Origin of the sequence: Paenibacillus sedimenti (assembly GCF_014534655.1) — a bacterium.
Taxonomy (GTDB): Bacteria; Bacillota; Bacilli; order Paenibacillales; family NBRC-103111; genus Paenibacillus_E; species Paenibacillus_E sedimenti.
The window spans coordinates 161681-188251 of sequence record NZ_JACVVD010000003.1; the positions used below are offsets into that span (position 1 = coordinate 161681).

General features: G+C 44.3%; 31 protein-coding genes. All 31 read right to left on the reverse strand.

What is annotated here, in order from left to right:
* Nucleotides 1–158 precede the first annotated feature (158 nt).
* The 31 genes from ICC18_RS09330 to ICC18_RS09480 all read right to left on the reverse strand — a co-directional run bounded on the left by ICC18_RS09330 (nt 159) and on the right by ICC18_RS09480 (nt 26530).
* Entirely contained in the window at nt 159–1307 is a 1149-nt protein-coding gene (locus ICC18_RS09330) for a 1-deoxy-D-xylulose-5-phosphate reductoisomerase (RefSeq protein ID WP_188174131.1), read from the reverse strand.
* Nucleotides 1308–1329: 22 nt separating this feature from the next.
* Nucleotides 1330–2124, reverse strand: coding sequence for a phosphatidate cytidylyltransferase (locus ICC18_RS09335; RefSeq protein WP_188174132.1), 795 nt, complete (start codon nt 2122–2124; stop codon nt 1330–1332).
* A gap of 59 nt (nt 2125–2183) precedes the next feature.
* Nucleotides 2184–2960 carry an undecaprenyl pyrophosphate synthase gene (gene uppS, locus ICC18_RS09340; protein WP_188174133.1) on the reverse strand — a complete coding sequence of 259 codons (777 nt, stop codon included), beginning with the start codon at nt 2958–2960 and terminating at the stop codon, nt 2184–2186.
* A 66-nt stretch (nt 2961–3026) separates the two neighbouring features.
* A complete protein-coding gene (gene frr, locus ICC18_RS09345; RefSeq protein WP_188174134.1) occupies nt 3027–3581 on the reverse strand; it encodes a ribosome recycling factor in 555 nt (184 codons plus the stop codon).
* Between the two features lie 2 nt (nt 3582–3583).
* The gene (gene pyrH / locus ICC18_RS09350) at nt 3584–4309 is read right to left on the reverse strand and encodes a UMP kinase (protein ID WP_188174135.1); all 726 of its coding nucleotides are present in this window, start codon (nt 4307–4309) and stop codon (nt 3584–3586) included.
* A 91-nt stretch (nt 4310–4400) separates the two neighbouring features.
* Nucleotides 4401–5051, reverse strand: a complete 651-nt coding sequence (tsf, locus tag ICC18_RS09355) for a translation elongation factor Ts (protein ID WP_188174136.1) — start codon at nt 5049–5051, stop codon at nt 4401–4403.
* Nucleotides 5052–5155: 104 nt separating this feature from the next.
* Nucleotides 5156–5854 carry a 30S ribosomal protein S2 gene (gene rpsB, locus ICC18_RS09360; protein ID WP_188174137.1) on the reverse strand — a complete coding sequence of 233 codons (699 nt, stop codon included), beginning with the start codon at nt 5852–5854 and terminating at the stop codon, nt 5156–5158.
* A 262-nt stretch (nt 5855–6116) separates the two neighbouring features.
* Nucleotides 6117–6632 (reverse strand): hypothetical protein, encoded by a 516-nt coding sequence (locus ICC18_RS09365; RefSeq protein ID WP_188174138.1) that lies wholly within the window; start codon nt 6630–6632, stop codon nt 6117–6119.
* Complete coding sequence (locus ICC18_RS09370) at nt 6625–7236, reverse strand: hypothetical protein (RefSeq protein ID WP_188174139.1); 612 nt, start codon at nt 7234–7236, stop codon at nt 6625–6627. The genes ICC18_RS09365 and ICC18_RS09370 overlap by 8 nt, the downstream gene beginning before the upstream one ends.
* A gap of 41 nt (nt 7237–7277) precedes the next feature.
* Nucleotides 7278–7607 carry a hypothetical protein gene (locus ICC18_RS09375; protein WP_188174140.1) on the reverse strand — a complete coding sequence of 110 codons (330 nt, stop codon included), beginning with the start codon at nt 7605–7607 and terminating at the stop codon, nt 7278–7280.
* Between the two features lie 20 nt (nt 7608–7627).
* Nucleotides 7628–9037 (reverse strand): flagellar assembly protein A, encoded by a 1410-nt coding sequence (locus ICC18_RS09380; RefSeq protein ID WP_188174141.1) that lies wholly within the window; start codon nt 9035–9037, stop codon nt 7628–7630.
* A gap of 35 nt (nt 9038–9072) precedes the next feature.
* On the reverse strand, nt 9073–9861 hold the full coding sequence (locus tag ICC18_RS09385; protein ID WP_188174142.1) for a FliA/WhiG family RNA polymerase sigma factor: 789 nt from the start codon (nt 9859–9861) through the stop codon (nt 9073–9075).
* Nucleotides 9862–9879: 18 nt separating this feature from the next.
* Nucleotides 9880–10305 carry a hypothetical protein gene (locus ICC18_RS09390; RefSeq protein ID WP_188174143.1) on the reverse strand — a complete coding sequence of 142 codons (426 nt, stop codon included), beginning with the start codon at nt 10303–10305 and terminating at the stop codon, nt 9880–9882.
* A gap of 3 nt (nt 10306–10308) precedes the next feature.
* Nucleotides 10309–10803 carry a chemotaxis protein CheD gene (locus ICC18_RS09395; RefSeq protein WP_188174144.1) on the reverse strand — a complete coding sequence of 165 codons (495 nt, stop codon included), beginning with the start codon at nt 10801–10803 and terminating at the stop codon, nt 10309–10311.
* Nucleotides 10800–11420, reverse strand: coding sequence for a chemotaxis protein CheC (locus ICC18_RS09400; RefSeq protein ID WP_188174145.1), 621 nt, complete (start codon nt 11418–11420; stop codon nt 10800–10802). Before ICC18_RS09400 ends, ICC18_RS09395 begins: the two co-directional genes overlap by 4 nt.
* A 1-nt stretch (nt 11421) precedes the next feature.
* Entirely contained in the window at nt 11422–11883 is a 462-nt protein-coding gene (locus ICC18_RS09405) for a chemotaxis protein CheW (RefSeq protein WP_188174146.1), read from the reverse strand.
* A 58-nt stretch (nt 11884–11941) separates the two neighbouring features.
* Entirely contained in the window at nt 11942–14011 is a 2070-nt protein-coding gene (locus ICC18_RS09410; protein WP_188174147.1) for a chemotaxis protein CheA, read from the reverse strand.
* A 54-nt stretch (nt 14012–14065) separates the two neighbouring features.
* Complete coding sequence (locus tag ICC18_RS09415) at nt 14066–15169, reverse strand: protein-glutamate methylesterase/protein-glutamine glutaminase (protein WP_188174148.1); 1104 nt, start codon at nt 15167–15169, stop codon at nt 14066–14068.
* Nucleotides 15170–15216: 47 nt separating this feature from the next.
* Nucleotides 15217–16086 carry a MinD/ParA family protein gene (locus ICC18_RS09420; protein WP_188174149.1) on the reverse strand — a complete coding sequence of 290 codons (870 nt, stop codon included), beginning with the start codon at nt 16084–16086 and terminating at the stop codon, nt 15217–15219.
* On the reverse strand, nt 16083–17390 hold the full coding sequence (flhF, locus tag ICC18_RS09425) for a flagellar biosynthesis GTPase FlhF (protein WP_188174150.1): 1308 nt from the start codon (nt 17388–17390) through the stop codon (nt 16083–16085). Before flhF ends, ICC18_RS09420 begins: the two co-directional genes overlap by 4 nt.
* Nucleotides 17387–19420, reverse strand: a complete 2034-nt coding sequence (gene flhA / locus ICC18_RS09430; protein WP_188174151.1) for a flagellar biosynthesis protein FlhA — start codon at nt 19418–19420, stop codon at nt 17387–17389. Before flhA ends, flhF begins: the two co-directional genes overlap by 4 nt.
* A 41-nt stretch (nt 19421–19461) precedes the next feature.
* Nucleotides 19462–20556 (reverse strand): flagellar biosynthesis protein FlhB, encoded by a 1095-nt coding sequence (gene flhB, locus ICC18_RS09435; protein WP_188174152.1) that lies wholly within the window; start codon nt 20554–20556, stop codon nt 19462–19464.
* 132 nt (nt 20557–20688) lie between these two features.
* The gene (gene fliR, locus ICC18_RS09440; protein WP_312029505.1) at nt 20689–21372 is read right to left on the reverse strand and encodes a flagellar biosynthetic protein FliR; all 684 of its coding nucleotides are present in this window, start codon (nt 21370–21372) and stop codon (nt 20689–20691) included.
* 12 nt (nt 21373–21384) lie between these two features.
* Nucleotides 21385–21654, reverse strand: coding sequence for a flagellar biosynthesis protein FliQ (gene fliQ / locus ICC18_RS09445; protein ID WP_188174153.1), 270 nt, complete (start codon nt 21652–21654; stop codon nt 21385–21387).
* A 21-nt stretch (nt 21655–21675) separates the two neighbouring features.
* Nucleotides 21676–22449, reverse strand: coding sequence for a flagellar type III secretion system pore protein FliP (fliP, locus tag ICC18_RS09450; RefSeq protein WP_188174154.1), 774 nt, complete (start codon nt 22447–22449; stop codon nt 21676–21678).
* Complete coding sequence (locus ICC18_RS09455; RefSeq protein ID WP_188174155.1) at nt 22446–23078, reverse strand: flagellar biosynthetic protein FliO; 633 nt, start codon at nt 23076–23078, stop codon at nt 22446–22448. Before ICC18_RS09455 ends, fliP begins: the two co-directional genes overlap by 4 nt.
* Nucleotides 23079–23125: 47 nt before the next feature.
* Nucleotides 23126–23488, reverse strand: a complete 363-nt coding sequence (locus ICC18_RS09460; protein ID WP_188174156.1) for a response regulator — start codon at nt 23486–23488, stop codon at nt 23126–23128.
* A 27-nt stretch (nt 23489–23515) separates the two neighbouring features.
* On the reverse strand, nt 23516–24802 hold the full coding sequence (fliY, locus tag ICC18_RS09465) for a flagellar motor switch phosphatase FliY (RefSeq protein ID WP_188174157.1): 1287 nt from the start codon (nt 24800–24802) through the stop codon (nt 23516–23518).
* Complete coding sequence (fliM, locus tag ICC18_RS09470) at nt 24792–25790, reverse strand: flagellar motor switch protein FliM (protein ID WP_188174158.1); 999 nt, start codon at nt 25788–25790, stop codon at nt 24792–24794. Before fliM ends, fliY begins: the two co-directional genes overlap by 11 nt.
* Nucleotides 25791–25822: 32 nt before the next feature.
* Nucleotides 25823–26308 carry a flagellar basal body-associated FliL family protein gene (locus ICC18_RS09475; RefSeq protein ID WP_188174159.1) on the reverse strand — a complete coding sequence of 162 codons (486 nt, stop codon included), beginning with the start codon at nt 26306–26308 and terminating at the stop codon, nt 25823–25825.
* Nucleotides 26309–26530, reverse strand: a complete 222-nt coding sequence (locus ICC18_RS09480) for a flagellar FlbD family protein (RefSeq protein WP_188174734.1) — start codon at nt 26528–26530, stop codon at nt 26309–26311.
* Nucleotides 26531–26571 lie beyond the last annotated feature (41 nt).

The window sequence follows — 26571 nt, forward strand, 5'->3', positions numbered from 1 at the left end:
AGATTACCATTATTGAACGACTGAATACAAGCTATCCCCTTTTAGCACAGTATACGATAAAGGAGTTTTATTTAGACTCTAAGTGACCCTGCCTATATGCCGGATTGATCGAAAAAAGAGCCGTGCCAAACATGCTGACCTTAGCTCTCCTTCCTTCATTAAAATTGAATCGATGCTGCAAAAGCTCTTGCCCATGCATCTTGCTCTTGAATAAGGTCAAGGGATGGATCAGCATAGGACTCATGTTTCTGTAGGGCAGCTTCAATGACATGTTCAATTTGCAAAAATGTTATTTCACCCCGCAAGAAACGTGCAACTGCAATTTCATTAGCAGCATTAAATACGGTCGGTGTTGTACCGCTCTGTCTGCCGCTTTCGTATGCCATGCGCAAGCATGGATATCTGTCGAAATCCATTTCGCGAAAATGAAGCTTACCAATCGCAGCCAAGTCAAGACGTTTCGTAGGGGTTGAAACTCGATGCGGATACGTCAGCGCATATTGAATCGGAACGCGCATATCCGGATTGCCCAACTGCGCGATGACGCTGTTATCAACGAATTCAACGTAGGAATGAATAACGCTTTCCGGGTGAATGATGACATCGATTTGATCGTATGGAAGATCGAACAACCAATGTGCTTCGATCACTTCAAGCCCTTTATTCACCATGGTCGCAGAATCGATCGTGATCTTGGCCCCCATGGACCAATTCGGATGCTGCAAAGCTTGCTCGACCGTAACCCCTTCGAGTTCTTTGCGCGTCCGATCCCGAAAGGAACCTCCTGAAGCGGTTATCGTAATTTTCGCTAATTCCGGACGGTTCTCTCCGTTTAAGCATTGAAAGATCGCTGAATGCTCACTATCAATGGGCAGCAGCGCGACTCCCTTGCTTTTAACAGCACTCGTCACGATATGGCCTGCGCTAACAAGAGTCTCTTTGTTCGCCAGACCGATATGTTTTCCAGCCTCAATGGCCGCGAGCGTCGGTTTCAAGCCTTGACTGCCTACCAGCGCGGTAACCACCATATCGGCATCGGTCGAAGCGGCTACCTCCATCAACCCTTCTTCACCAAATAGCACGCGGGTATCAGAGGATACTTGCCGCTTAACCTCTTCGGCTAATTCTTTAGTTGCTACGGATACGATTTTGGGGCGGAACTGTTTGATTTGCTCGATAATCAATTTGCTGTTATAACCGCCGGACAGTGCTTCAACTTGAAAACGTTCCGGTGCGTTAGCCACAACATCTAACGTTTGTGTACCAATCGACCCTGTCGAGCCCAGAATCGCAATGCGTTTTGTCATAATCCACCTCGTACATCTGCGGTTAGTGGGGAAGAATACCTAGCCAGTGAATAAAAGGAAACACGATTAGCCAGCTATCCACTCGGTCCAAAACTCCACCATGTCCAGGAAGCAGCGTCCCTGTATCTTTAATTCCTTTTACCCGCTTATAGGCGGACTGTATCAAATCACCGATCTGTCCGACAATCGCGATAACAAAACCAAGCACGATGGCCGTCCCATAGGAAATCAGTTCAGGCGCATACCAGGCAAAACCGAGTGCAACCAGCATCGAAATCACAATGCCGCCTATCGCTCCCTCGATCGATTTTTTCGGGCTGATTTGAGGCCATAGCGGACGTTTGCCTATCTTTGAACCGATAAAGTAAGCGCCTGAGTCCGTTGCCCATATACATACAAACACCAATACCGTCCAAAACAATCCATGTTCGGGCATACGTGTTGAGATCATATAATGAAATCCCATACCTATGTAAATAGCACCCAGCAATATGATCGAAACTTGATCGATTGTTATCGAATTTTTGGAGGCGACTGTGATGAAAAGCAGTACAAACATGGCAAGCCATATGATGGTTATGGGATTGACAGGAAGTGTGACACCCAGCATTTCCCACGGAATGGTTAGGAGCAGCAGAGTGACCAGACCTGTAAAAGAGGATAATTTATGTGTTGTGAATCCATTCATTTGTATATATTCCCGATAACCTATAATCGAGAGCAGAACGATTAAGCCAGCGTACCAGTATCCACCAAGCACTAATAACGTGATGAAAACAAGTCCGGCAATAACCCCTGTGACGATCCTCTGCTTCAAGTTAGTCTCCTCCTAGATGACAAAAACTTCATAACAACGTCTACTTTGACATATCCGGTTTAAATTCCGCCATACCTTCTCGCGCGACGTTGATATTCAGCAATAGCCTGCATGAATAAAGCTTCTGTGAATTCCGGCCAATACGCATCCGTAAACCACAACTCCGAGTAGGCAAGCTGCCATAGAAGAAAATTACTTAAGCGGAGTTCGCCGCTAGTACGGATTAATAAATCCGGATCCGGTAAATCAGAGGTTAACATATAGGATGAAAAGCGTGCTTCATCGAGCTCTTCGGCTTGAAGGGTGCCGTTCTGTACATCACGAATAATATCTTGAATGCCGGCAATCATTTCTTTGCGACCGCCGTAATTCAAGGCAAAATTGAGAATGAGTCCAGTATTGTCCTTCGTCCGTTCAATAGCCCCTTCTATCGCTTTAAGCGTATAGTCAGGCAAGCCTTCTTTCCACCCCGTCATCCGGATACGAACGTTATTTTCGATAAGTTCTTCGATCTCCAGTGGAAAAAACTCTTGAGGAAGCTTCATCAAAAATTCGACCTCTTCCTTCGGTCTCTTCCAATTTTCCGTCGAAAAGGCATACATCGTCAGCACTTTGACGCCAATATCATTGGCTGCCATTGTAATCTTCTTTACATTCTTCATACCGGAATGGTGCCCGGCTACGCGAGGTAAACCTCTTTGCTTTGCCCAGCGCCCGTTGCCGTCCATAATGATCGCTACATGTGTAGGCACATTATCCGGATCAATGTCAGGAAATTCGGAAGCCGTGCCGTCCTTGGACGTATTTCCTAACCATTTCTTTAACGGTTTGAGCATCGTTGTTCCTCCCTGCTTAAGGAAAGATGAAAAACCCCCAGCAAATACCCCGGGGGCGTATCTAATTTATACTTCCATAATTTCTTTTTCTTTAGCGGCTAGTACTTTTTCAACTTCCGCAACGAATTTATCGGTAAACTTCTGAATATCCTCTTGATGCTTCCGGGATTCATCTTCAGAGATACCTGCTTTTTCAAGCTTCTTGATCTCATCATTGGCATCACGACGAATGTTTCGGATGGCCACTTTCGCTTCTTCACCGAACTTTTTCGTCATTTTTACAAGCTCCGCGCGTCTCTCTTCTGTTAAAGCCGGGATGACAATGCGGATTACGCTGCCATCATTCGATGGTGTAAGACCCAGATCCGATTTCATAATCGCTTTCTCGATAGCGCCCATGGAGCTTTTGTCCCAAGGTTGAATGATCAAGGAGCGGGAATCCGGCGTTGTTAAATTCGCAAGTTGATTCACTGGTGTCATCGCACCATAATATTCAACTTGAATACGATCCAAAAGCGAAGGAGTCGCACGGCCTGCGCGCAGCGTAGTCAAGTCTCTTTTCAACGCGCCAATTGCTTTTTCCATCCGATCTTCGGCGTTCTTTTTAATGGATTGTGGCATACCTAGACACTCCCTTGAACTGTAGTCCCAATTTTCTCGCCAAGGACAACGCGTTTGATATTCCCTTTTTCAGTAATGTTGAACACCACGAGCGGGATGTTGTTATCCATACAAAGGGAAGAAGCGGTGGAGTCCATGACACCTAGATTGTTGCTGAGAACTTCCATATAAGTCAAAGTTTCAAATTTCTTGGCAGAAGGATCTTTGAAAGGATCCGCAGAATAGACGCCGTCTACTTTGTTTTTAGCCATGAGAATAACTTCCGCCTCGATTTCAGCCGCTCTTAAAGCGGCAGTCGTATCTGTCGAAAAGTATGGATTCCCTGTGCCAGCCGCAAAAATAACGACTCTGCCCTTCTCCAAGTGACGAATCGCTTTGCGGCGAATGTAAGGTTCTGCTACCTGCTGCATCGTGATTGAAGATTGGACTCTTGTCGGCACTTCAATCGTTTCGAGTGCATCCTGCAATGCAAGGGAATTCATAACGGTTGCCAGCATCCCCATATAATCCGCAGTTGCCCGGTCCATCCCCTTCTCGCTTCCGGCAATGCCTCTCCAAATGTTGCCGCCACCAACGACGATGGCTACTTCTACATTTAATTCGATAACATCCTTCACCTGTTGTGCGATAGAGGTAATGACTTCAGAATCGATGCCGTAGCCTTGCTGTCCAGCCAAAGCTTCCCCGCTTAATTTCAGTATGATTCTTTTATAAAAAGGTTGCACCAACTTGTATACCCTCCGTTTCGATACATAAACAGGTCTTGCCTAGCAGCTAAAAAAGAAGGAACACCAAGTGTTCCATCTTCGGAAAAGCCTATTAGAGTTTAACTTGGGACATAACTTCTTCCGCGAAGTTCTCTTGTTTTTTCTCAAGTCCTTCGCCAAGTGCGAAACGCACGAAACGACGAATGGAGATGTTCTCGCCGATTGTTGCGATCTTCTCATTCAACAATTGCTCGATTGTTTTATCCGGGTCTTTAACGAAAGGCTGCTCCATCAAGCAGTACTCTTCGTAGTATTTACCAATGCGGCCTTCAACCATTTTATCAACGATTTTCTCAGGCTTGCCTTCGTTCAACGCTTGGTTGCGAAGAATTTCTTTTTCTTTTTCCAATGCTTCTGTCGGCACTTCTTCACGACGCACGTAAGCCGGGCTAGCAGCCGCGATGTGCATGGCGATATCTCTGCAGAATGCTTTGAATTGATCCGTTTTACCAACGAAGTCAGTTTCACAGTTGATTTCAACCAGAACGCCAACTTTACCGCCCGCATGGATGTAGGATTCTACTGCGCCTTCTGTAGCAATACGTCCTGCTTTGTTAGCTGCAGCGGAAAGACCTTTCTCACGAAGCAGTTCTGCTGCTTTCGTCAAATCACCGTTTGCTTCTTCAAGCGCTTTTTTGCAATCCAACATTCCTGCGCCTGTTTTTTCACGTAATTCTTTTACCTGTGCTGCTGTAACTGCCATTGGAAAGAACCTCCCGATAGTGTTATGTATTATATACTACTCTTTAAAAAAAGGGTGGTGACAGGCTGTTACACCTTCCAACCACCCTTTTCACATTCCAATATTTAAGCTGTTGTTTGCTCGCCTTGGTGTGCTTCGATAACAGCGTCAGCAATTTTTGCAGTCAGCAATTTCACTGCACGAATCGCATCATCGTTACCAGGAATCACGTAGTCGATTTCGTCTGGATCACAGTTAGTATCTACGATACCAACGATTGGGATACCCAATTTGCGAGCTTCCGCAACAGCAATACGCTCTTTGCGAGGGTCGATGACGAACAACGCGCTAGGCAGACCTTTCATGTTCTTGATGCCGCCCAGGAATTTCTCAAGACGATCTTTCTCTTTGCGGAGAATGATAACTTCTTTCTTTGGAAGAACTTCGAATGTACCGTCTTCTTCCCATCTTTCAAGTTCTTTCAAACGATCGATACGCTTTTGAATCGTTTGGAAGTTAGTCAGCGTACCACCCAACCAACGTTGGTTGATGTAGTACATGCCGCAACGCTCTGCTTCTTCAGCAACCGAATCTTGAGCTTGTTTTTTCGTACCTACGAAAAGAATAGTTCCATTCTCTTCGGAAACGGATTTAACAAAGTTGTAAGCTTCTTCAACTTTTTTAACCGTTTTTTGCAGGTCGATGATGTAAATTCCGTTTCTTTCAGTGAAAATGTACTTGTCCATTTTCGGGTTCCAACGACGAGTTTGGTGACCGAAATGTACGCCAGCTTCTAAAAGCTGTTTCATGGAGATAACTGCCATCTCCAATCCCTCCCTTAAAATGGTTTTTGTGGTATCCGCCGCCGGTCGCATCTTCGCATAAAACTTACCAGAGTAAGCACCATTATGCAAATTGACGGGCGTGTGTTTTTAACACCGTGAATAAATATACCATAACTCAAATGCCTATGCAACCTTTTACCATGTTAGTCATCATGCCCTATTTTTTGCTTCTCTATGTAGCTAATGCGATATTTCAGCAAATAAAAACAGACCTCACAAAAGAGCGTTTTGTCGGTCTGCTCTACTTGACAGTGATTAAGATTTTAACAACCTGCTGCATATCCATGCCGCTTTCAAACACATGGGCGCCAACTTGAATTTTGTTTGATCCGCCTTGTTTGTCAAGCTCGGCTGTAAAAGCTTTCCGATCCGCAATGATACCAACATTCAATAGAAGTTCACTAACCGTCGTTGCGCCCTGATTAGGCTGCACATAAATAACGGTTCGCTGGGCTATCGCAGGACTACCAGGCTGTGGTTGTTCTTTCGGCTTGGATGCGGACAGCTTATCCGTCTCTTCCTTGACCTTCTTCTGGACACCAGCGTCAAAATCAGCTTGCGTGTAGACCTTAGTTTCTTTGTCGAATACCTGAAAGTATTTTGACGCCTGCTCTTTCAGCTTCTGTGGATCCAACGCGTCGAGCGCTGCTCCATTTGATCCTGGTGCACTAGGTCTTACAGCCATGATCTGCAGCAAAAAGGCTCCTATGATGATACCAGTTCCGATGCCGGATACGTAAGATCGGTTCTTAAGCACGGGACTTATCCTCCTGTCTGGAAAGCTGCAGGATCAGGCTCACTTCACCTTTATTCATCCCAAGCTTCTTTGCAATGGCTTCAACGCCTTTACCTTGATCATGCAAGTTGAAAAGCTCTGAATATCTGGTTTTCATGCTTAGCCCAGTATATACAGTTTCTGCGACAGGTTCCACAGGCGCAGACTCTTCCTGCCTCAATAAAGCTTCAGCTTGGCTCGATCGGTAAGGTTCCGGCATTAAGGGTGGATTCTCCGCTCGAACATCAGACATGGAATTCGATGAACTAAAAGATCTCAGGTTCATCTGCTGATTCACATGAACTTTGGTCAACTCTTGCGAGAGCTCTTGCTTTTGTTTCTCAAGTGATTCCAACCTGCCTGCAAGTTTGGCCAGCTCCACCTCGTAATCCTGTTTGGTTCGTGAGAACAAATCAAGAAGCGCTTGATTCTGCTCATCCATTTCGGCAGCAAAATGCTCTATCGTCTCCTCTATTTCTTGAACGACGTTCGTTTTTGCGGAGACGGCTGACTCTTTCTTAGGGATGAATCGTGCGTAAACGATAATGACGAGACCCAGAAGCATGACATACATCAAAGGCTTCATATCCAATTTGACTCACCTTTTTCTATAATGAAGTAACGTGTTTAAAGCGATAAATCGATATGATGGCCTTTATACGGATGATCAGGATAATGATTGCTTGAGCCTGAAGTAGCTGCAGAATCCAAATTCGCCTTATTCTCACGTTTGCGCTCTCGCTGCTTTTGATTCTTCCGGCTATGATCTTTAATATTTGTTCGTGCACTCTCTTCCAGTTTACTGCTGCGTCCACGATCAAGTTCTGTCGTTTGCGCCGCCTGATTCTCCAGGATCGTTTCATCCTGCCGCGGTTTTTGCATAAGCTGATTTTGCTTTAGACCGGCCTCATCGTTTTTATGCACGGCAAACTGTAAATCAATCGATTTCATGCTCATTTATGAAGCATCTCCTTCAGTTACACATAAGCACTCATTGAAATATCGCCTTCGCTTAAACGGAATGTCATCCGATTCGTAGGATCTTTAATGAATTTCGTGTAACGACCGATTACAATCTTGGCGCCGCCGTAAATCGTTGAAATCACTTCAACTTTGGATTTCTCTGAATCTTCCAGTGACTTCTCGATCTCAAGGATTCGATCTTTGATCGTACTTTGTTCTTCGAGGGCTTGCTTTTTCGTATGATTCAATTTAATTCGCATCGCTACTTTATCCGGTCCAAGCTGGCCGGAAGCCGCCAATTGATCCAAAAGCGCAAGCGCTTTATCCGTTTTATCCAAATTTTCCATATGCGTTTTCAGTTGGTTGCGAAGTTGAATCATTTCATTCCGCAGCTCCGGGAGAACGCCTACTTCAATAACCGTAGCTGTGGACATAGAATTCCCGATTGTTCTTGCCGTTACACGTTCACCGGCTTGAATCGTTCCACCTACGATAAGTCCTTTCGAACCGTTACAGTTTACGGCTTTACCGGCACGGATCGTTGAATGCATAATACTTTGGGATACGTTCAATTCTTCGCCGGCTTCAACAATCGCATCTTGAATGAAAGAGCTTTTCACATTGCGTCCGGCTTTCACATGAGCTTTGTTCTGCCCAACGATGCCTGCGTTTATTTCAATGGAACCGTCTGCTTCAAGCTCCGCCGCTTCAACGCCGCCGGTAACCCGAATATCGCCGGCTGCACGGATTTTAAAACCTGGAAGGACATTGCCGCGGATGACAACAGTACCAATGAAATCAATATTACCGATGTTATAATCCAGATTTCCGTTTACCTCATAGATCGGAAATACGTTGATTTTATCACGATCCGTCTTGACGACCATCCCGTCAATTACAGCGTATAGACCCATCTGGTCAGCATCTGTAATGACATTTTTTCCTAATTTGAACCGAGCTTCTTTACCTGCTTTGGTGAAAATCGATTCACCCGTCACTGCCTTGCCGGGCGTGCCTTCCGTTGCCGGAAAACGCTGACCAATGAGCTGTCCTTTTTTAACGTTATGGATGGAAATTACTTCTTTATAGTTGACCCTGCCGTCTTCCAGCTCAAGCGGTTTCTTTTCTTCGTTATCAAAATCATAGATATACTTAATATACCCGTTTTGTCCCTCTTGTGGCTGCGTCCCGGAAGCAATGGTTACTTTTTGATGAAAGAAAGACTTCGGATTGGATGAAATCTGCTCGAGAAGCGAACGATTTAATCCATGTACGATATGATTAGCGTTGATTAAATCTTCCAACTGACCAACTGTTACTTTGAAACTATCGTCTGCGTTATTGACCAGTAGAAATGCTGATAATTTGTCGTCCGAGATGGAAATCGTGATGTAATAGTCTGCAGGCATGCTCCTCTCTTGCATGGACATACCACCTTTCGTTTCCTTCTTATATAACGTTAGGTATCTTGAAAAAGCTGTGTTTTGAACCGTCCCAGGGCTCCCTTCAAACGAAGTATGGCCTTGGAATGCAGCTGGGAAATGCGCGATGGGGATAAACTCATCACTTCGGCAATTTCGCTTAAAGATAGTTCCTCAAAATAAAATAAGGACACAACGGTTCGTTCCTTTTCCGTCAGTCTCTCAATTGCGCGAGCGAGAGATTCTTTTAGATAAAATTCATTGACCTTGAATTCAGGGTTTTTGGCTTTCTCGTCAATGAGCATAGAAAGTCGAGTCTCAGCGTCTTCTTCGCGAATCGGATCATCAATGGAACATATCGTCGTAATCGAAATATCTTGAAGCATTTGTTGAAAATCCTGCTCACTAACCTGCAGATACTCACTCATCTCCGCATCGGTTACAGAGCGAAGATATTTCTGCTCCAATTTCTGATAAGCCTCCTCGACTTTCTTGGCTTTTTCCCTTACGGAGCGAGGTACCCAGTCGCCTTGACGAAGGCCGTCAATAATAGCCCCCCGGATCCTCCAAGAAGCATAGGTTTCAAATTGAAGGCCGCGAGCATAGTCGAATTTCTCAACTGCGTCAATAAGACCCATAACCCCATAGCTCGTAAGATCTTCCTTCGAAACGCTCTTGGGAAGCCCAATGGCAAGACGTCCGGAAACATAATCGACCAAAGGCAGGTAATTCTCGATGAGTGCTTGCTTCGCTGGTACCCATCCCTGCTCTTTCCACTGCTTCCAGAGCTCGATATTAGCCAATTGAGGTTGCTTTTGTTCGATCATGCTTACGTTTCACCATCCTTAGTCTTCTGACATACGCCTTAAGGCACCAGCCAGTTGTTCAGGGTCCAAATTGTTCTTGGTGACGAGCTTTGGTGGATTCAGCGGTGAAAACTCCGATTCTTTGGCGATATCAGCATGATGAGGATTCATGTTTGCTTTGAGCATCTCATGCGTGGCTGCATCCTCATCGGGTGTTATTACATCAAGATTTTGTCCGACTGCGTTATTTGTGGAATCTTCCAATAGATTGCCATTCGCATGTTCAAGACCCATCATAAAACCCAACACCCATCTGAAGCCAAAGGTCAAGACAAACAGAATCAAGAAACTATAAAAGCTTCTCAAACAAGTTGTCAAAAAAACATTGTTACCGATGGATAATGCAAATGTGAATATTCCCGCCAAAGCAGCCACAATCACATTAATACGAATGGTTCCTATCATAGGTTAGATTTCCTTTACTCCTTGTTGGACACTACGGATCATCAACATACCGGACTCACAATGAAATTCGATTGTTCGGCCGTAATTGGCTCCCGTATCCTCAGCTTTAATAGGAATTCTGTATTTATTCAACATTTCTTTACAAGATTCTACATTTCTCGGTCCAATTCTCATCGTATCATTATTTCCTGCAAAAGCAAACATCTGAGCGCCACCTGCAAGCTTGGCCTCCATCCGGCCAACATTCGCCCCAAGCTTTTCCATTTGTGAAATCAACTCCGGAATCGCTGTGTCCGCATATTTGGCTATGTTGATGGAACCTTCGCGGGCAATTTCTGAGGATGGTAACATGACATGAGCCATCCCGGCGACCTTAACGCGGCTGTCAAACAGGGTGACGCCCACACAAGATCCTAGTCCCGTTGTTTTCAACACGCCCGTCAGGTGTGCGACATTCAGATCAGCCATTCCGACTTTGATCAAATTATCTTGGATCATGGAGATTCTACTCCTAATGCCGCAAAAATTTTCCCAAACGATTCGGGGTCAGGGATAAGGAAAAAATGTCCCTGTACTTCATTTTCCCCTTCCAAGAACTTCGTATCAATTAACAGTGCCTGATCCCCCATTTGCCCAAACTGCAGAAGTCCATAGCTTAAAATGGCACCGGCCATATCAATGGCCAAAGATGGTACAGTTGGTTGCAGATTTAATTGTGTAAAGTCAGCTAAAGAGGATAAATACGAACCGGCCAAAATGTTACCAATTTCGTTCAGGGCGGATAGTTCAAGCTCAGAATACTCTTCTTCTTCTAGAATGTTAAGACCTACGAGATCTCTTAACATATTTTTGGCGGAATCAAGATTAAGGATAAAAAACATATTCCCCGGAGCATCTCCGTCTACACGCAAAAAGATGGCCAGTACGACCGTCTCTGCTCCGCCAACGCTTTCGCAAATCTCTTCAAATGGCAGCATCCGTACCTTGGGAACCAGCATATCTATCGGCTTATCAAGCAGTGTGGAAAGCGCAGTAGCGGCATGCCCTGCGCCAATATTCCCCACTTCCTTGAGAACGTCCATCTGGAAATCAGCTAAATCATTAAACAGTTCCACGTTATTCCTCAATTCTTTCTAACTGTTGAATTTCTTGACGGTCGAGTACTTGCTCCAAGTTAAGCAGTACAAGCAGTCTTTGTTCACCAACACGCGCGATACCATCCAAATATTTGGCTTTAATTCCACCTACAATTTCAGGAGGATTATCGATGTTATCTGTATCAATATCAATAACATCATTCGCGGAATCAACAATCAACCCCACTTCAAATTCTCCGGCAGATACGATGATGATCCGAGTAGCATCCGAATAATCTTGTTGTTCCAGCCCGAATCTGGAACGAAGATCAATGATCGGAATCACTACGCCGCGAAGATTAATAACGCCTTTGATGAATGCAGGTGCTTTGGGCACGCGAGTCATAGGCTGCATTCTTTCTATCGTTCTTACTTTTTCAACTTCTACACCGTACTCTTCCGTTCCAAGTGCGAATACGATTACCTTTTTTTCTTCTCCCATTGTGAAACCCTCCTTAGAGTTTTGCTTGCAAAACTTGCTTCGCAAGCGTTGCTGCTGTTTATTTGATCAATGCGTTAGGATCAATAATTAGAGCTACTTGTCCGTCGCCCAGAATTGTCGCTCCTGAGATTGCAAATAGGCCGGATAAATACTTGCCTAATGTTTTCAATACAATTTCTTGCTGGCCTATGAATTCGTCAACCATGAGTGCAACCTGTTTGTCCCCTTTGCGGACGACGACGATTTCGGTTTCGTCTTCTTGATCTTCATCGAATTCAGAAACATCAAACAAATGGCTGAGCGAGACGAGCGGAATAACAGAATTCCGGTAATCAACCATTTTATTGCCATGAATATTGCGAATCTGTGATTTCTGAATAGCTGAAGTTTCCACAATAGAAGATAGAGGGATTGCATATTTCTCGCTGCCAAGTCGGACAAGCATTGCAGAAATGATCGATAATGTCAGTGGAAGCTGTACCGAGAATTTACTGCCAAGGCCAGGTCTGGAATCAACCTGCACATGCCCGCCAAGCATTTGAATTTTCGTTTTTACAACATCCAAACCTACACCGCGTCCGGAAATGTCCGAAATTTTATCAGCAGTACTAAAGCCGGATTCAAAAAGGAGATTATAAACTTCCTTATCGCTGAGCTTAGCTGCTTGCTCTTGTGTTACGAGACCATTCTTGAGAGCGGTTTTGAGCACCTTTTCCCGATGGATGCCTCTCCCGTCTTCTTCAATCTCGATAAATACATGGTTGCCGCTATGGAAAGCGCGAAGCTGGATCGTACCGTGCTCGCTCTTGCCAGCTGCCAGACGGTCGCTGATCGATTCAATACCGTGGTCTACCGCATTGCGCAGCAAGTGAACAAGCGGATCGCCGATTTCATCGATGACAGTGCGATCTAGCTCTGTTTCAGCGCCTGTAATAACCAAATCTACTTTCTTATCAAGTGATTTAGCTAAGTCGCGAATCATCCGCGGGAAACGGTTAAAGACAGAGTCCACTGGAACCATGCGCAATTTAAGAACAATATTTTGCAAATCGCTGCTAACTCTAGACATATGCTCTACGGTCTCGGTAAGATCGTTACGCTTCACTTCGCTGGCCAATTGTTCCAAACGAACGCGATCAATCAGCAGTTCGCTGAACAAATTCATCAAAGCATCCAGACGCTCGATATCTACACGAATCGTGCGATTGGCGACCGGTGCTCCGCCTGTTCCGGCAGCCGCCGGTTTTGCAGCCGCTGGTTCAGCTTTAGGAATTGCAACTTCAGGAGCAGTTGTCGCCGTTGCTGCAGCAACCGCAGCTGCGATTTCTTGTGCAGCCGCTTCAACTTCCGTTCTCGGACGAGACATCTCTGCAAGCGATTCGGTATCAACCGTAATGATAACAGCTGATTCTATTTCTGAAACATTCAGGATCTCCTTTTCAAGAGTAGCCTGATCAACTTTCGAAATAAAATAAAGTGAGAACGTTCGATCAAACTTCTCTTGTTCGATTTCTTGAACAGACGGGGTCGATTTAACGATCTCACCCATTCTTTCGAGGGCATCGAATACCATGTATGCACGAGCTGCTTTCAGTACGCAATTCTCTTGAATGCCTACTTCTACATAAAATACTAGGAAGCCAGAATCAATAGATTGTTGGAGAATTGAATATTGGTATTCGTCTACTTCAATTCCTCTAGAAGGTTCCTTAACAGCAGCAGTTGCCGTAACTTGGGGAAGGTTATAGTCGCCAGTTACAATCGATCGCAGAGCGGCAACGATTTGTGTGACATCCGCCTTACCGGTACCTCCTTGAATAATGTCTTCTACCATCGACTCTAGCGAATCAAGACTTTTAAAAATGCAGTCAAAGATGAAAGGATTCATTTCCAGCTTGCTATTGCGCACCAAATCCAAAACATTCTCCATCTCATGTGTCAGCGAGGCGATATCCTCAAAACCCATCGTAGCGGACATCCCTTTCAACGTATGGGCAGAGCGGAAAATGTTGTGAACAATGCTAATGTCCTTAGGACTGCTCTCCAGACTGAGCAGGTTCTCATTCATGGCTTGCAAATGTTCTTTCGATTCATCGATAAACATGGATAGATATTGACTAAGTTCCAAAACCACACACCTCCGATAAGGATCATTATGTAACCTTCTTGTTTACGGTTTCATTCAAGTAAGTATGGCTTGGGATAGTTTAGATGCAATATCCTGCTGTGGCAGTACGTGCATCGCTGCTTTTAATTCAACAGCTGCTCTGGGCATCCCATAGACCACACATGTCTCTTCTGATTCGGCAATTGTAGTCGCGGCACCGGATTGCTTGAGTGAAAGCATTCCTTTGGCGCCGTCGCTCCCCATACCTGTCATGAGAACGGCGTGTCTTTTTAATTCTCCCATAGAAAGCAACGACTCAAACATGACATCCACCGAGGGGCGGTGGCCAGAACGAGGATCATCTTTGGTTAAGCGAATTTTATACACTTTGGAAGAATCTTTATATGCTGTCATATGCCAACCGCCAGGGGCTACATAAGCAGTTGCTGTATGAAGGATATCACCATCTTGAGCTTCTACAACTCGAATTTGAGATATATCATTTAGCCGCTGAGCCAAAGACTTCGTAAAATTAGGCGGCATATGTTGAACGATAAGTATAGGAGCCGGGAAGCCTGCTGGAATTTGTGAAACTACCTGGTGCAAAGCTCGTGGCCCCCCTGTTGACGTCCCAATAGCGACTAGATGATCAAATTGAGTACCGCCATTTCTGCTTGTTGCAGTTTGGTAGTCGGGAGGCTTCATCATACTTATATTGCTCTTAGCCGCTAAAGGTTGGATGACCTTAAATGGCGCTACCTGTTGAACCGATTTTGGTTTGGCTCTCACCGCGATTTGCAGCTTCTCGTGCAGCAGTTGCTTCACTTTGTACAAGTCTAGTGAAATGGAACCGGACGGTTTTCGAATAAAGTCAACGGCACCTAGTTCTAGAGCTCTTATCGTCTCGGTTGCTCCATCTTGCGTCAATGAACTAAGCATAATAACGGGCGTAGGCTGTTCAGCCATAATTCGCTCTAATGCTTCCAAACCGTTCATCACCGGCATTTCGACGTCCATCGTAACAGCATCAGGCTTTAATAGCTTAACCTGCTCAATGGCTTCTTTGCCATTCTTCGCAGTTCCCACAATTTTAAATTGCGGGTTTTCTGTAATAAGATCGCTTATGATTTTGCGCATAAAGACGGAGTCATCTACGACAAGTATATGATAAGGCGCCATGCTGTTTCCCTCCCTTTATGGTCGATTGACGACGATGCAATCGAAACTTATTTCAAGAGCTTCATCATTCTGTTCAAAAATCCTTTAACCCCCGATGTAGGCGCTTCAATTAATTGATACCCGGCAATGTAACGATCCACCAACGTTTGCAAGCTCCGTGCAGCTGCCGAATTCGGAAAAGCCACCGTGAAAGGGACCTGCTTTTTAACCGCTTTGGAAACAGAATTGTCATCATCAACAAAACCTAAAGTTGGAATGTCGAGATTCAAAAATTGTTTGGCTACCAGACTAATCTTATCCGCGGTATGCTTACCTTCCTTGAAATCCGTGACGCGATTGATCACCAGTTTAAAGGAGACGTTGTGTCCCATCGTATTCACCATCTTAATGATGGCGTAAGCATCCGTGATTGAAGTAGGTTCAGGCGTCGTAACGACGATTGTTTCTTCGGCAGCCAGAATAAATTTCAGTGTTTCTTTGGACAATCCCGCGCCGGTGTCAAAAATAATAAAATCGACATATCCATTCAGCTGAGCTACTTGTTCGGCAAAGTAGTCCAATTCTTCTTCCGTCAAACGAAGTAAATCATTAAAACCCGATCCTCCTGCTATGAATTCGAGTCCGCCAATACCTTTTTGAATAATCTCCCAGATGCTTTTTTCTTTTTTCAGCAAGTGGTACAAGCTATATTTTGAAGAAACACCCATAAGCACATCGATATTGGCTAGACCGATATCCGCATCAAAGACAAGCACTTTATAACCTTGAGACTGAAGCGTCAGAGCGAAGTTGAGCGTAAAGTTTGATTTACCTACGCCTCCCTTTCCGCTAGTCACGGTAATAATCCTGGTTGTCTTCGTGCTTTTCTCATTCTGAAATTGGACCAGGTTCCGTAACCCTTGGGCTTGATCAGTCATGACTGAGGTTCCTCCAGTAACAGATCAATGATTTGTTGTTCATCGATTTCTTGAATATCATCAGGGACACTTTGACCGTTGGTCACATAGGAAAGCTGCAGTGAAAACTCATGAACCAGATTGACAATGGCGCCGTAGGAGTCGGTTTCATCCATTTTCGTAAATAGCACTTTATCTAATTTAAATTTGTTAAAATTGTTCGTGATTGCCCGCATGTCCCGATACTTCGTTGTCAAGCTTAGAACCAGGATGGTCTCACTGTTCCCTTGTGATTTAAGCAGCGCATTCAACTCTGAGACATACATTTCATTCCGGAAGTTTCGACCGGCCGTATCCATAAAGATCATGTCGCAGCCCTCGAGATTGTGAAAAGCTTTGGCCAGATCTTGTGGTGAGAATACAACCTCCAAAGGAACATTTAAGATCGTGGCATAAGTCTTCAACTGCTCGATGGCAGCAATCCGGTACGTATCGGATGTAATAAAGCCGACCTTGCGCTGATATTTCAAAACCTGTTCCGCAGCTAGTTTGGCGATGGTCGTCGTCTTCCCCACTCCCGTAGGACCCACAAAATGAACGACACGCGTTTGGGGTAGAATACGTTTGCTCGAATGATTACCGAAAACCTCGTTTAGTTTCCTGCGAACGGAATGGTGGGCCGATTCATCGGTAACCGTCTCTTGTGCTTCCTCATGTTCAACTGCTATTTCATCTATGAGTTGCCCAACATAAGTTGCATCTACTTCTTGATCAAGCAATCTTTGTTCTAGCTTTTTAAGCGGTTCCGGAAGTTCGGTCTGAACCGAAGAAACGGATAGTTTACGCATCATTTCTTTCATTTGCTTGAGCTCCTCCAAGAGCAGCTCTTCCTTCGGAATCGACTTCGCAGGTGCAGCGACCGATTGCCCAGCGTAAACTTGATGAGGCGAATAAGCAGGAACAGCCTCCGCTGCGGACGGCACGGCCACTAGTTCTTTCTTTACTGGAACTGGAGCCGCCAGAACATCAGGTACTTCCGGAAAATCGGAACGGTGAAGCTGTTCTCTAACCGGTGTCGCAGGGGCAACGGATGCTTGGCTGCGCTGAATTTGTTGAGGAGATACTCGAGAAGCTCCTGCATTCCCCACATTAGAGCTGGCATCGATAGCAGCAATGACTTCAATCTTCTTCTTGCCAAACATCCCAAGAAAACCGCCTGTCCGAATTTCTTTCGTATTCAGAATGACGGCATCCTTGCCTAAGTCGGTGCGAATTTTTTGCAGCGCTTCAGGCATGGAATCAACAACATATCTTTTTACTCTCATAAATTGACTACCCCCATGCTCTGAATTTCTACGCTTGGTTCTAATTCGCTATAAGACAGAACCGGAATATCCTGCAGCGTTCTTTCTAGAAGCTGTCTTAGATACATGCGAATCGTTGGCGAAGTTAAAATAATGGGCTGCTGACCGGATTGTATCAATTTGGATACTTGTTCGCTCACGCGATGATAAATGATTTGAGAGGATGATGGATCAAGCGCCAAATAACTTCCTTGATCGGACTGCTGAACGGAATCAGCAATTTTCTTTTCAACCGATGGTCCGACTGTAATGACTTTTAACGAATCACCTGTAGAAGTAAACTGCTGCGTAATCTGTCTGGATAATGCTTGTCTGACATATTCCGTTAATATTTCAGGATCTTTCGTATAGGAGCCATAATCAGCAAGTGTCTCCAATATGGTAACCAAATCGCGTACAGATATTTTCTCACGAAGCAGCTTGGCCAGTACCTTCTGAATATCTCCTATGGAAAGAACGGATGGAATCAGATCGTCCACAAGGGCAGGGTAGCTTTCGCGAACATTGTCGATGAGCGCTTTTGTTTCTTGACGACCCAGAAGTTCGTGCGTGTGCTTTTTAATGATCTCCGTCAAGTGAGTCGCTACTACGGAAGGTGGATCAACTACGGTATAACCGGAAAGCTCTGCACGTTCTTTCGTCACCTCATCAATCCAGATCGCAGGCAATCCGAACGCCGGCTCTGTCGTTTCGATACCGGAAATAGAATCATCGTCGATCCCAGGACTCATGGCTAAGTAGTGATTAAGGAGTAGTTCGCCACGTGCAACCGTATTGCCTTTAATTTTGATGATATACTCGTTAGGACGAAGTTGAATATTATCCCGGATACGAATAACAGGAACAACGACACCTAATTCGAGTGCGCATTGTCTGCGGATCAGGATGATTCGGTCTAATAAATCTCCGCCTTGCTGCGTATCAGCTAGTGGAATCAGCCCATATCCAAACTCAAATTCAATAGGATCAACTTGCAGCAAAGAAATAACACTCTCGGGACTGCGAACCTCTTCGATTTGCTGCTCCTCGACCAATTGTTCTTCCTTGATCGCTTGTCGTTCCAAGTTTTTTTGCATCTTGTAAGCAGCAAAAATTAATAATCCGGCAATCGGATAAGTTGTAAACCAATGTATCGGCGTAAAAGTGCCTAATAAAATAAGCGTTCCAGCCACAATATACAGAAGCTTCGGCTGTGCGGTAATTTGCGATGTGATATCGTGACCCAAGTTTCCTTCTGAAGACGCACGTGTGACAATAATACCTGCCGCAGTCGAAATCAGCAGCGCTGGAATTTGACTGATCAGTCCGTCACCAATCGTTAAAATCGAGAAAGTTTCCAGAGCTTCGCTAAATGACATGCCTTTCTGGGTCATCCCGATGATAAAACCGCCGATAAGGTTAATCACAAGAATAATGATACCTGCAATGGCATCCCCTTTTACGAATTTACTCGCACCGTCCATTGCTCCGTAGAAATCGGCTTCACGTTCAATCTTCTGTCTGCGTTCCCGGGCCCCAGTCTCATTAATTAACCCGGCATTCAAATCAGCATCAATACTCATTTGCTTACCTGGCATCGCATCGAGCGTAAATCTCGCTGCGACCTCGGCAACCCGCTCAGAACCTTTGGTAATAACAATGAATTGAACCAGGACAAGAATAAGGAATACGACGAATCCTACAACGATATTGCCTCCGGCCACAAAAGAACCAAAAGTTTTGACCACGTTACCTGCTTCTGCATGCGACAAAATGTTCCGGGTTGTTGAGACGTTGAGCGCCAACCGGAACAATGTTGTGATTAATAGTAATGAAGGAAAAATAGAAAATTGAAGAGCTTCCTTCGTATTCATAGCGACGAGGATGATCATCAAAGCGACCGAAATATTAATGATCAACAAAAAATCTAATAAAAGGATAGGTACCGGTACAATCATCATTAATACAATACCGATAATGCCCACCAGAACTACTAAATCCTTCATTTTCATCTGATTGTACCTCCCTCCTTACAATTCATCAGCAGACCCAATCAGTTGGTTCTGCCTTTCACTTTATATACGTACGCCAACACTTCAGCGACTGCTTGGAACAGCTCGGCAGGTATCGCTTCACCGATCTCTACCTGTGCATAAATCGCACGTGCTAACGGCTTATTTTCCATCGTCATAACACCATTTTGCTTGGCAATTTCTTTGATTTTTAGAGCCATGTAATCGGTTCCTTTCGCAATTACAGTCGGCGCTTGCATGTTCTGCGCATCATATTTCAAGGCAACAGCAAAGTGAGTCGGGTTGGTAATAATAACATCCGCTTTAGGAACCTCTTGCATCATCCGCTGCATCGCCATCTGACGCTGCTTCGCGCGAATTTTACCTTTAATGTGCGGATCCCCTTCACTTTTCTTATACTCATCCTTAATGTCCTGTTTCGACATCTTGATGCTCTTCTCAAATTCATATTTTTGATAGATAAAATCAAAGACTGCCAGAATAACTAAAATAGCGCCAATCTTAATGCCAAGCTTTAAAGTGATAGTTGCAACTAATGATAATGTACTTTCAAGCGGAGCATGCCCCAGGCCAAAAAGTTTCGCCTTTTCGGCCATTAACGTGGTATAGACCACATAGCCGATAATACTCATTTTCAGTGTAGATTTAAGAAACTCCATGACGGTCTGCATGGAAAAAATCCGTTTGAAACCGGATATCGGATTGATCTTGTTAAATTTCATCATCAATGGCTCGCCAATTAACATGAATCCGATTTGACCATAATTACCGAGAATGGCAATAATCACTACAAGTATAAAAAGTGGAGCTAAGATGAAAAATCCTTGTATCACCAGATCGGAAAATAAAACATGGACGTTCCCTGCAGTAACATCCATTGTGAGCTGGGTTTCAAAAACGTTTCGAAATATATTCAATATTTTCTCTTTCATGTAGCCGCCAAACATGATGAACGACAAGAAGGAGAACAATAAAATGAAAGCAGCAGGCAAGTCCATGCTTTTGGCAACTTGACCTTTTTTACGCGCCTCCTGCCTTTTTTTCGGTGTGGCTGGTTCCGTTTTTTCCCCAGCAAACCATTGCAAGTCCAGCTGCAAGCGAAAATGTTGGGACACGGCCTACTTCCTCCTGTGCTTAAGGAGATGTTGGTTGAGCGCCGCTAATGAGCTGCAGCAGCTTTTCCATTGAATTGAACATGGTTACAAACAAGCTTTGGAATTGCGAAATCAGTTCCGGGAACAAGAAAATCAGCAGAACGAATCCCAGGATCTTTTCAGGGGCGCACCAATGACGAAAATATTGAACTGCGGGGCAACCCGCGTCAAAAGTCCTAACCCTAAGTCTGCTAAAAAAAGTGCGGCAACCACCGGAGCGGCTAATTGAAAAGATAAGTAAAACATTTTGGAGAACGATTGAAAAAGAAAGTCCGATATTTGACCATTGTAGATCCGATCAAATAGCTGATTATTCAAAGGGATCCACTGATAGCTGTCAATAATCGCCCTGATAAAGTAATGGTGTCCATCGAACGTTAGAAAGAGCAGCACCGCAACCATGTACTTCAGATTCCCCAACATGGGGGTTGATACGCCGGTTAACGGGTCAATGACATTTGCCATACTAAAACCAATCTGCATATCCATAATAGCGCCTGCTGTTTGTACGACTGTGAAAAAAATGTAAGCAAGAAACCCAAGTACAATCCCAACCAGCATTTCACGTAAGATTAACAATACGTACTGCCCATCAATCAGCACGGGTTCATTTATACTGAGCGTCGTAAAAGCAATTAAAGAAATAAAGATGGATAAGCCGATCTTGAACATCGTTGGAACATTTCTTGAAGACAACACAGGAACGACGACAAAAAATGATGTGATTCGACAAAAGATAAGCAAAAAACTAGGTAGAACTTTAAAAAAGAGTTCCATCTCCCTCACAACCTAACCAACGAATTTGTAAAGGTTGTTCAGCAAATTATAAGTAAAATCGACCAATGTGTTCATGATCCATGGCCCAAAAATCAATATGGACAGGAGCACGGCCACGATTTTTGGAACAAAGGCTAGCGTTTGCTCCTGAATTTGCGTAGTTGCTTGAAAGATACTAATGATTAAGCCTACTACTAAGCCAATGATCAGCATCGGGGCACTAGCTTTGAGTACCGTATAAACAGCTTCACCGGCGATACGAATAACGAATTCAGAACCCATAGGAGACCTCCGTAATCATGATCATGTGCTGTAGCTAAGCAGCAATGACTTCACAACGAGATACCAACCATCAACTAGAATGAACAGAAGGATCTTGAAAGGCAGTGAAATCATAACGGGCGGCAGCATCATCATCCCCATCGCCATCAGGGTACTGGAAACAACCATATCAATAACCAAGAACGGAATGAAAATCATGAAACCCATTTGAAAAGCTGACTTGAGTTCACTAATTGCATATGCCGGCACGAGTGCTGTAATCGGAATATCTTCTACACCAGTAGGCGCTTGTGCTTTCGTATAGTCTAGAAACAACTTCAAGTCTTTTTGGCGCGTATGCTTAAACATGAATTCTTTCATCGGAACTGCGGCTTTCTGAAATGCTTGCGTTTGATTGATCTCGCCTTTCAGATAGGGCTGCAAAGCGGTTTGATTAACCTGTCCCAAAGTTGGAGACATGATAAAAAAGGTTAAAAACAGAGCGAGTCCGATTAAAACCTGATTAGGCGGCATCTGCTGGGTTCCGAGTGATGTACGAACGAAACCAAGCACAATTACAATACGCGTAAAGCTTGTCATTAAGATGAGAAATGAAGGCGCTAGACTTAATACGGTTAATAATAGCAAAAGCGTAACTGTATTCGATGATCCTGCAGTACCGCTTGATCCAATATTGACATTTAATCCGGGAATTGGATTGCTCGGATCGGTCTCCGCGGCAGATGCTGTGAGCGATAAAACGAAAATCGATATGACCAGCAATAAAACCAATACTACTAACTTGTTTCTTTTCATTCGCCATTCAACCGATCTTTTTGTTTTTGATCCGAGAGCCATTCTTCTACGTTCTTGTTACGATTTGTAACCCGCTGCAGCTTATCGTGGAACACTTGTTGGAATGATGAAGTAATTTCTACATCCTCCTCGATTTCCTTCTTCCTAATAGGGAGCTTGCTCAACCATTTACTTAATGAGTCAAAGCCAGCACGTTGATCCTGCGTAGAAGAAAGTAGTTCAGTGATATAGGTCACTTCATCGGCGTCATTGATTTTATCCAGCAATTGAATATTGTCACCGACGCCAACTACGAAGAGTGAATGACCGATTTCAACAATTTGTATCGATTTGTTTTGACCAAGCGGTACTCCGCCTAGAGAACGAACCGAGTTGCCAAAGAAGGAACCTTTATTTTTCTTGGCAATATATTTAATAAGAACTAAAAACAAGAGAATAATGAAGATAAGAAAGAAAATGACTTTGCCTATCATAGCAACAGAATCAAATGAATCCGTTGTCGTGAACTCGGAACCAGGAAGATTTTGTCCTGGTTCAGATTCAGCGGCGAAGCATACGGTCTGTGCAAAAAGGAAAATGACCAGGCTATAAGCAGCAATTAACAGTTGTTTGGATTGGAGTCTTCTCATAGCCACATCCCTTTCGGATTATGTAAGACTCAATCGATCATGAACGGTTATCCCAGAGTCTTTTTAATTGCTTCGATAACACGGTCCGCTTGGAAAGGCTTCACGATGAAATCTTTAGCCCCTGCTTGGATCGCGTCAATAACCATTGCTTGTTGGCCCATAGCGGAACACATAATAACCTTAGCGTTTGGCTCTAACTTCTTAATTTCTTTCAGCGCTTGAATACCATCCATCTCAGGCATTGTGATATCCATAGTAACTAGGTCCGGTTTCAACTCTTTATACTTCTCAATTGCTTGCGCGCCATCATTGGCTTCGCCACAAACTTCATAACCATTTTTCGACAAAATATCACGAATCATCATTCTCATAAAAGCTGCATCATCCACGATAAGAATACGGTTTGCCATTAGTAAATAGTCCCCCTAATAATTAAGTTATTGTAACTTTTGGATTCGTTCCCACTGATTCACAATATCAGTGACACGAACCCCGAAGTTTTCATCGATAACGACGACTTCGCCTTTGGCAATCAGCTTATTGTTAACCAAGATATCTACCGGTTCACCTGCAAGTTTATCCAATTCGATGATCGATCCCTGGGACAGTTCCAAGATGTCTTTTATCACCTTGTGTGTTCTCCCCAATTCTACAGTCACCTTAAGCGGTATATCCAGTAGTAAATTAAGGTTCGTATCATCTGCATGCGCCATTGATCCTGATTGCAAATTGCCAAATTGTACCGGTTGAACATTCACATTCCGATTGGGCACACCACTGTAAGCCGCTGGCGGTTGCTGATACATTGGCTGCTGAGGCGTGTACATCGGCGGATACATCGGTTGTCCCATCGGCGGCTGCTGATACATCGGTTGTTCATATACCGGCTGCTGGTGCATCGGCTGCTCGTACGTTGGTTGGGCCGCAGCAGGAGGCGGTGTATGAACTTCTTGCCTTGGAGCTGGAGTTGGAGTTGGCGTTGCTGCTGGTGCTTGCGCAGCAGGGGCCGCTTCCATAGCAGCATCTGAATCTCCTCCCATGAGAATCGAAACCATTTCTTTGGCAAAAGGAACAGGAAGCAGCTGCATGATGTTGGAATCAATGAGATCGCCAATCGTCAGTCGGAACGATATTTTAATAAATACGTCCTCATCAGGCAATTTTCCTTCTCCTTTCGACAAATTTAATATGTCGATTCCTGGAGGAGAGATATTGACAAATCGATTAAAAATAGTAGACATAGAAGTCGCCGATGATCCCATCATTTGATTCATGGCTTCCTGGACAGCGCTGACATGAATTTCACTGAGGTTCTCATCCCCGCCTGTGCCATCTCCACCCATCATCAGGTCGGCTATTACCTGAGCATCGCGCGTTTTAATGACGAGCAGGTTGATACCGTCAAAGCCATCAACATAGTTCACATGAACGGCTACATGAGGCTTCGGAAACTGCTCTTCTAATTCTTCCTTTGCAATAACGGAAACCTTCGGTGTCGTAATATCGACTTTTTTGCCCAGTAATGTCGAAAGAGCTGTGGCAGCACTACCGAACGTGATGTTGCCAATTTCACCAAGCGCATCTTGTTCCAGAGAAGACAGGAAATCCTCTACTTTCGGATGCCCATGAAAGGAAGAGTCTGAGCTTGAGCTATCATCCGATGTCTGTTTTAACAAGGCATCGATCTCTTCCTGAGACAAATAATCTCTGTTATTACCCGTCATTATCTTCTTCTCCTTCATGTACGATATCAGTAATTTGTACAGCCATCTTCCCTTTTACGCTACCAGGGTTTCCAAGATATTTTAGCTTCTCGCCAACTTTGACTTGAAGCGAATCTTCGACGGGTTTACGCAGCGGGATGACATCGCCTACAGATAAGCTCAAAAATTCGCGTATCGAGATCTCAGATGTTCCCAGTTCTGCGATGAGAGGCAACTTGGCTTTTTCCAAGCGTGATTGAAGTGCATCCACTTCTTCCGGTGCCCTCGTCTTTTTCTGTGAAACAAACCAATGATGCACAGATAGCCGAGGCATAATCGGTTCGATAACGACGTGGGGAATACATAAGTTAATCATTCCGGTCGTATCACCAATTTTAGTACTTAATGATATAAGCGCAATCGTTTCATTCGGCGATACAATTTGCATAAATTGCGGATTCGTTTCCAGAGCTTCTAAACGAGGCTGAATATCCACAACAGTCTTCCATGCCTCCTGCAAGCTATCAAATGCTCTGCTGAAAATTCGTTCCATTACGATTGTTTCGATTTCGGTTAAAGCATTGATTTTGGTAGGCGTTGTACCCGCACCACCTAACAAACGGTCCAACATGGCAAAAGCAACATTGGGGTGAACCTCAAGCACCATTCGACCCTCTAAAGGCTCTGCTTCAAAGATGTTCAAAATGGTCATTTTCGGGATCGAGCGAATAAACTCGTCATAGGGAAGTTGTTCGACTTGAACGACGTTGATCTGAACGAATGTACGAAGCTGCGCGGAAAAATAAGTCGTCAAATATCGTGCAAAGTTCTCGTGAATCCGAGTTAAACTTCGAATATGATCTTTAGAGAAGCGTACAGCTCGCTTAAAGTCATAGGCCCGTACTTTTTTCTGCGTCTCCTCTTTCTTAAGCTCATCAGCATCCATTTCACCTGAGGACAAAGCAGCGAGCAAGGCATCGATCTCATTTTGCGACAACACATCAACCATAAGAGTCACCTCCTTAAAGCAAGTTCAGCGAGCTATTGAAGCACTTTATCAGTTATCCAAATTTGCTTGATTTTACCGTCGTGTAATAATGGGTTCAATTTGTTCATTAACGTTGAAGTTAGGCTGTCCGAGCCTTTGCTGCCTTCGATTTGTTCCTTCGTCATGTCACCAAGCGTTTGAACAATCATTCCTTTTACAGCTGAGTCTAGCAAGCTATCAAATTCTGCCTTGCCTTTACTGTTTTCTAATTCAAAAGCGAAGCTGATTTTAATAAAATTTTGACTGCCGGATAAATTGGTCAAAATATCTTTAATGATTGCCGTGTTCGCTTTGACGGTTTCAGCTGACGGCGGTTTCGTCGGCTTCACGCTGGCAACAGCATCTTGAGCTTGTCCTGCCGGATCTTTGGATTGATTACTTTTCTCCATAAAGTTCCATAATACAAACGCAGCTGTCAAAATCAGTGTAATCGCGATCAAAATAGAAACAATGAGTATAAAAATTTTGTTCTTAAACACCTACGAGCCCTCCGCATCCCTGGACTTTATAGTAGCTCGGATCGAGCCGATTTCCTGCATGTAGGTTCGCACTAAGCTTACCACAACATCAGCTTTCTCTAGTACCGTGATTTTCTTTCCTGTTGTCAATGTAATCATGGTGTCAGGAGTCTCTTCGATCATTTCAATTAAGATCGCATTCAGAAAAATCGTCTTACCGTTTAATCGAGTGAGAGAAATCATCATTTCCTCCTGCATCTAGTCGGGGGAGGTTAACTCCCCCT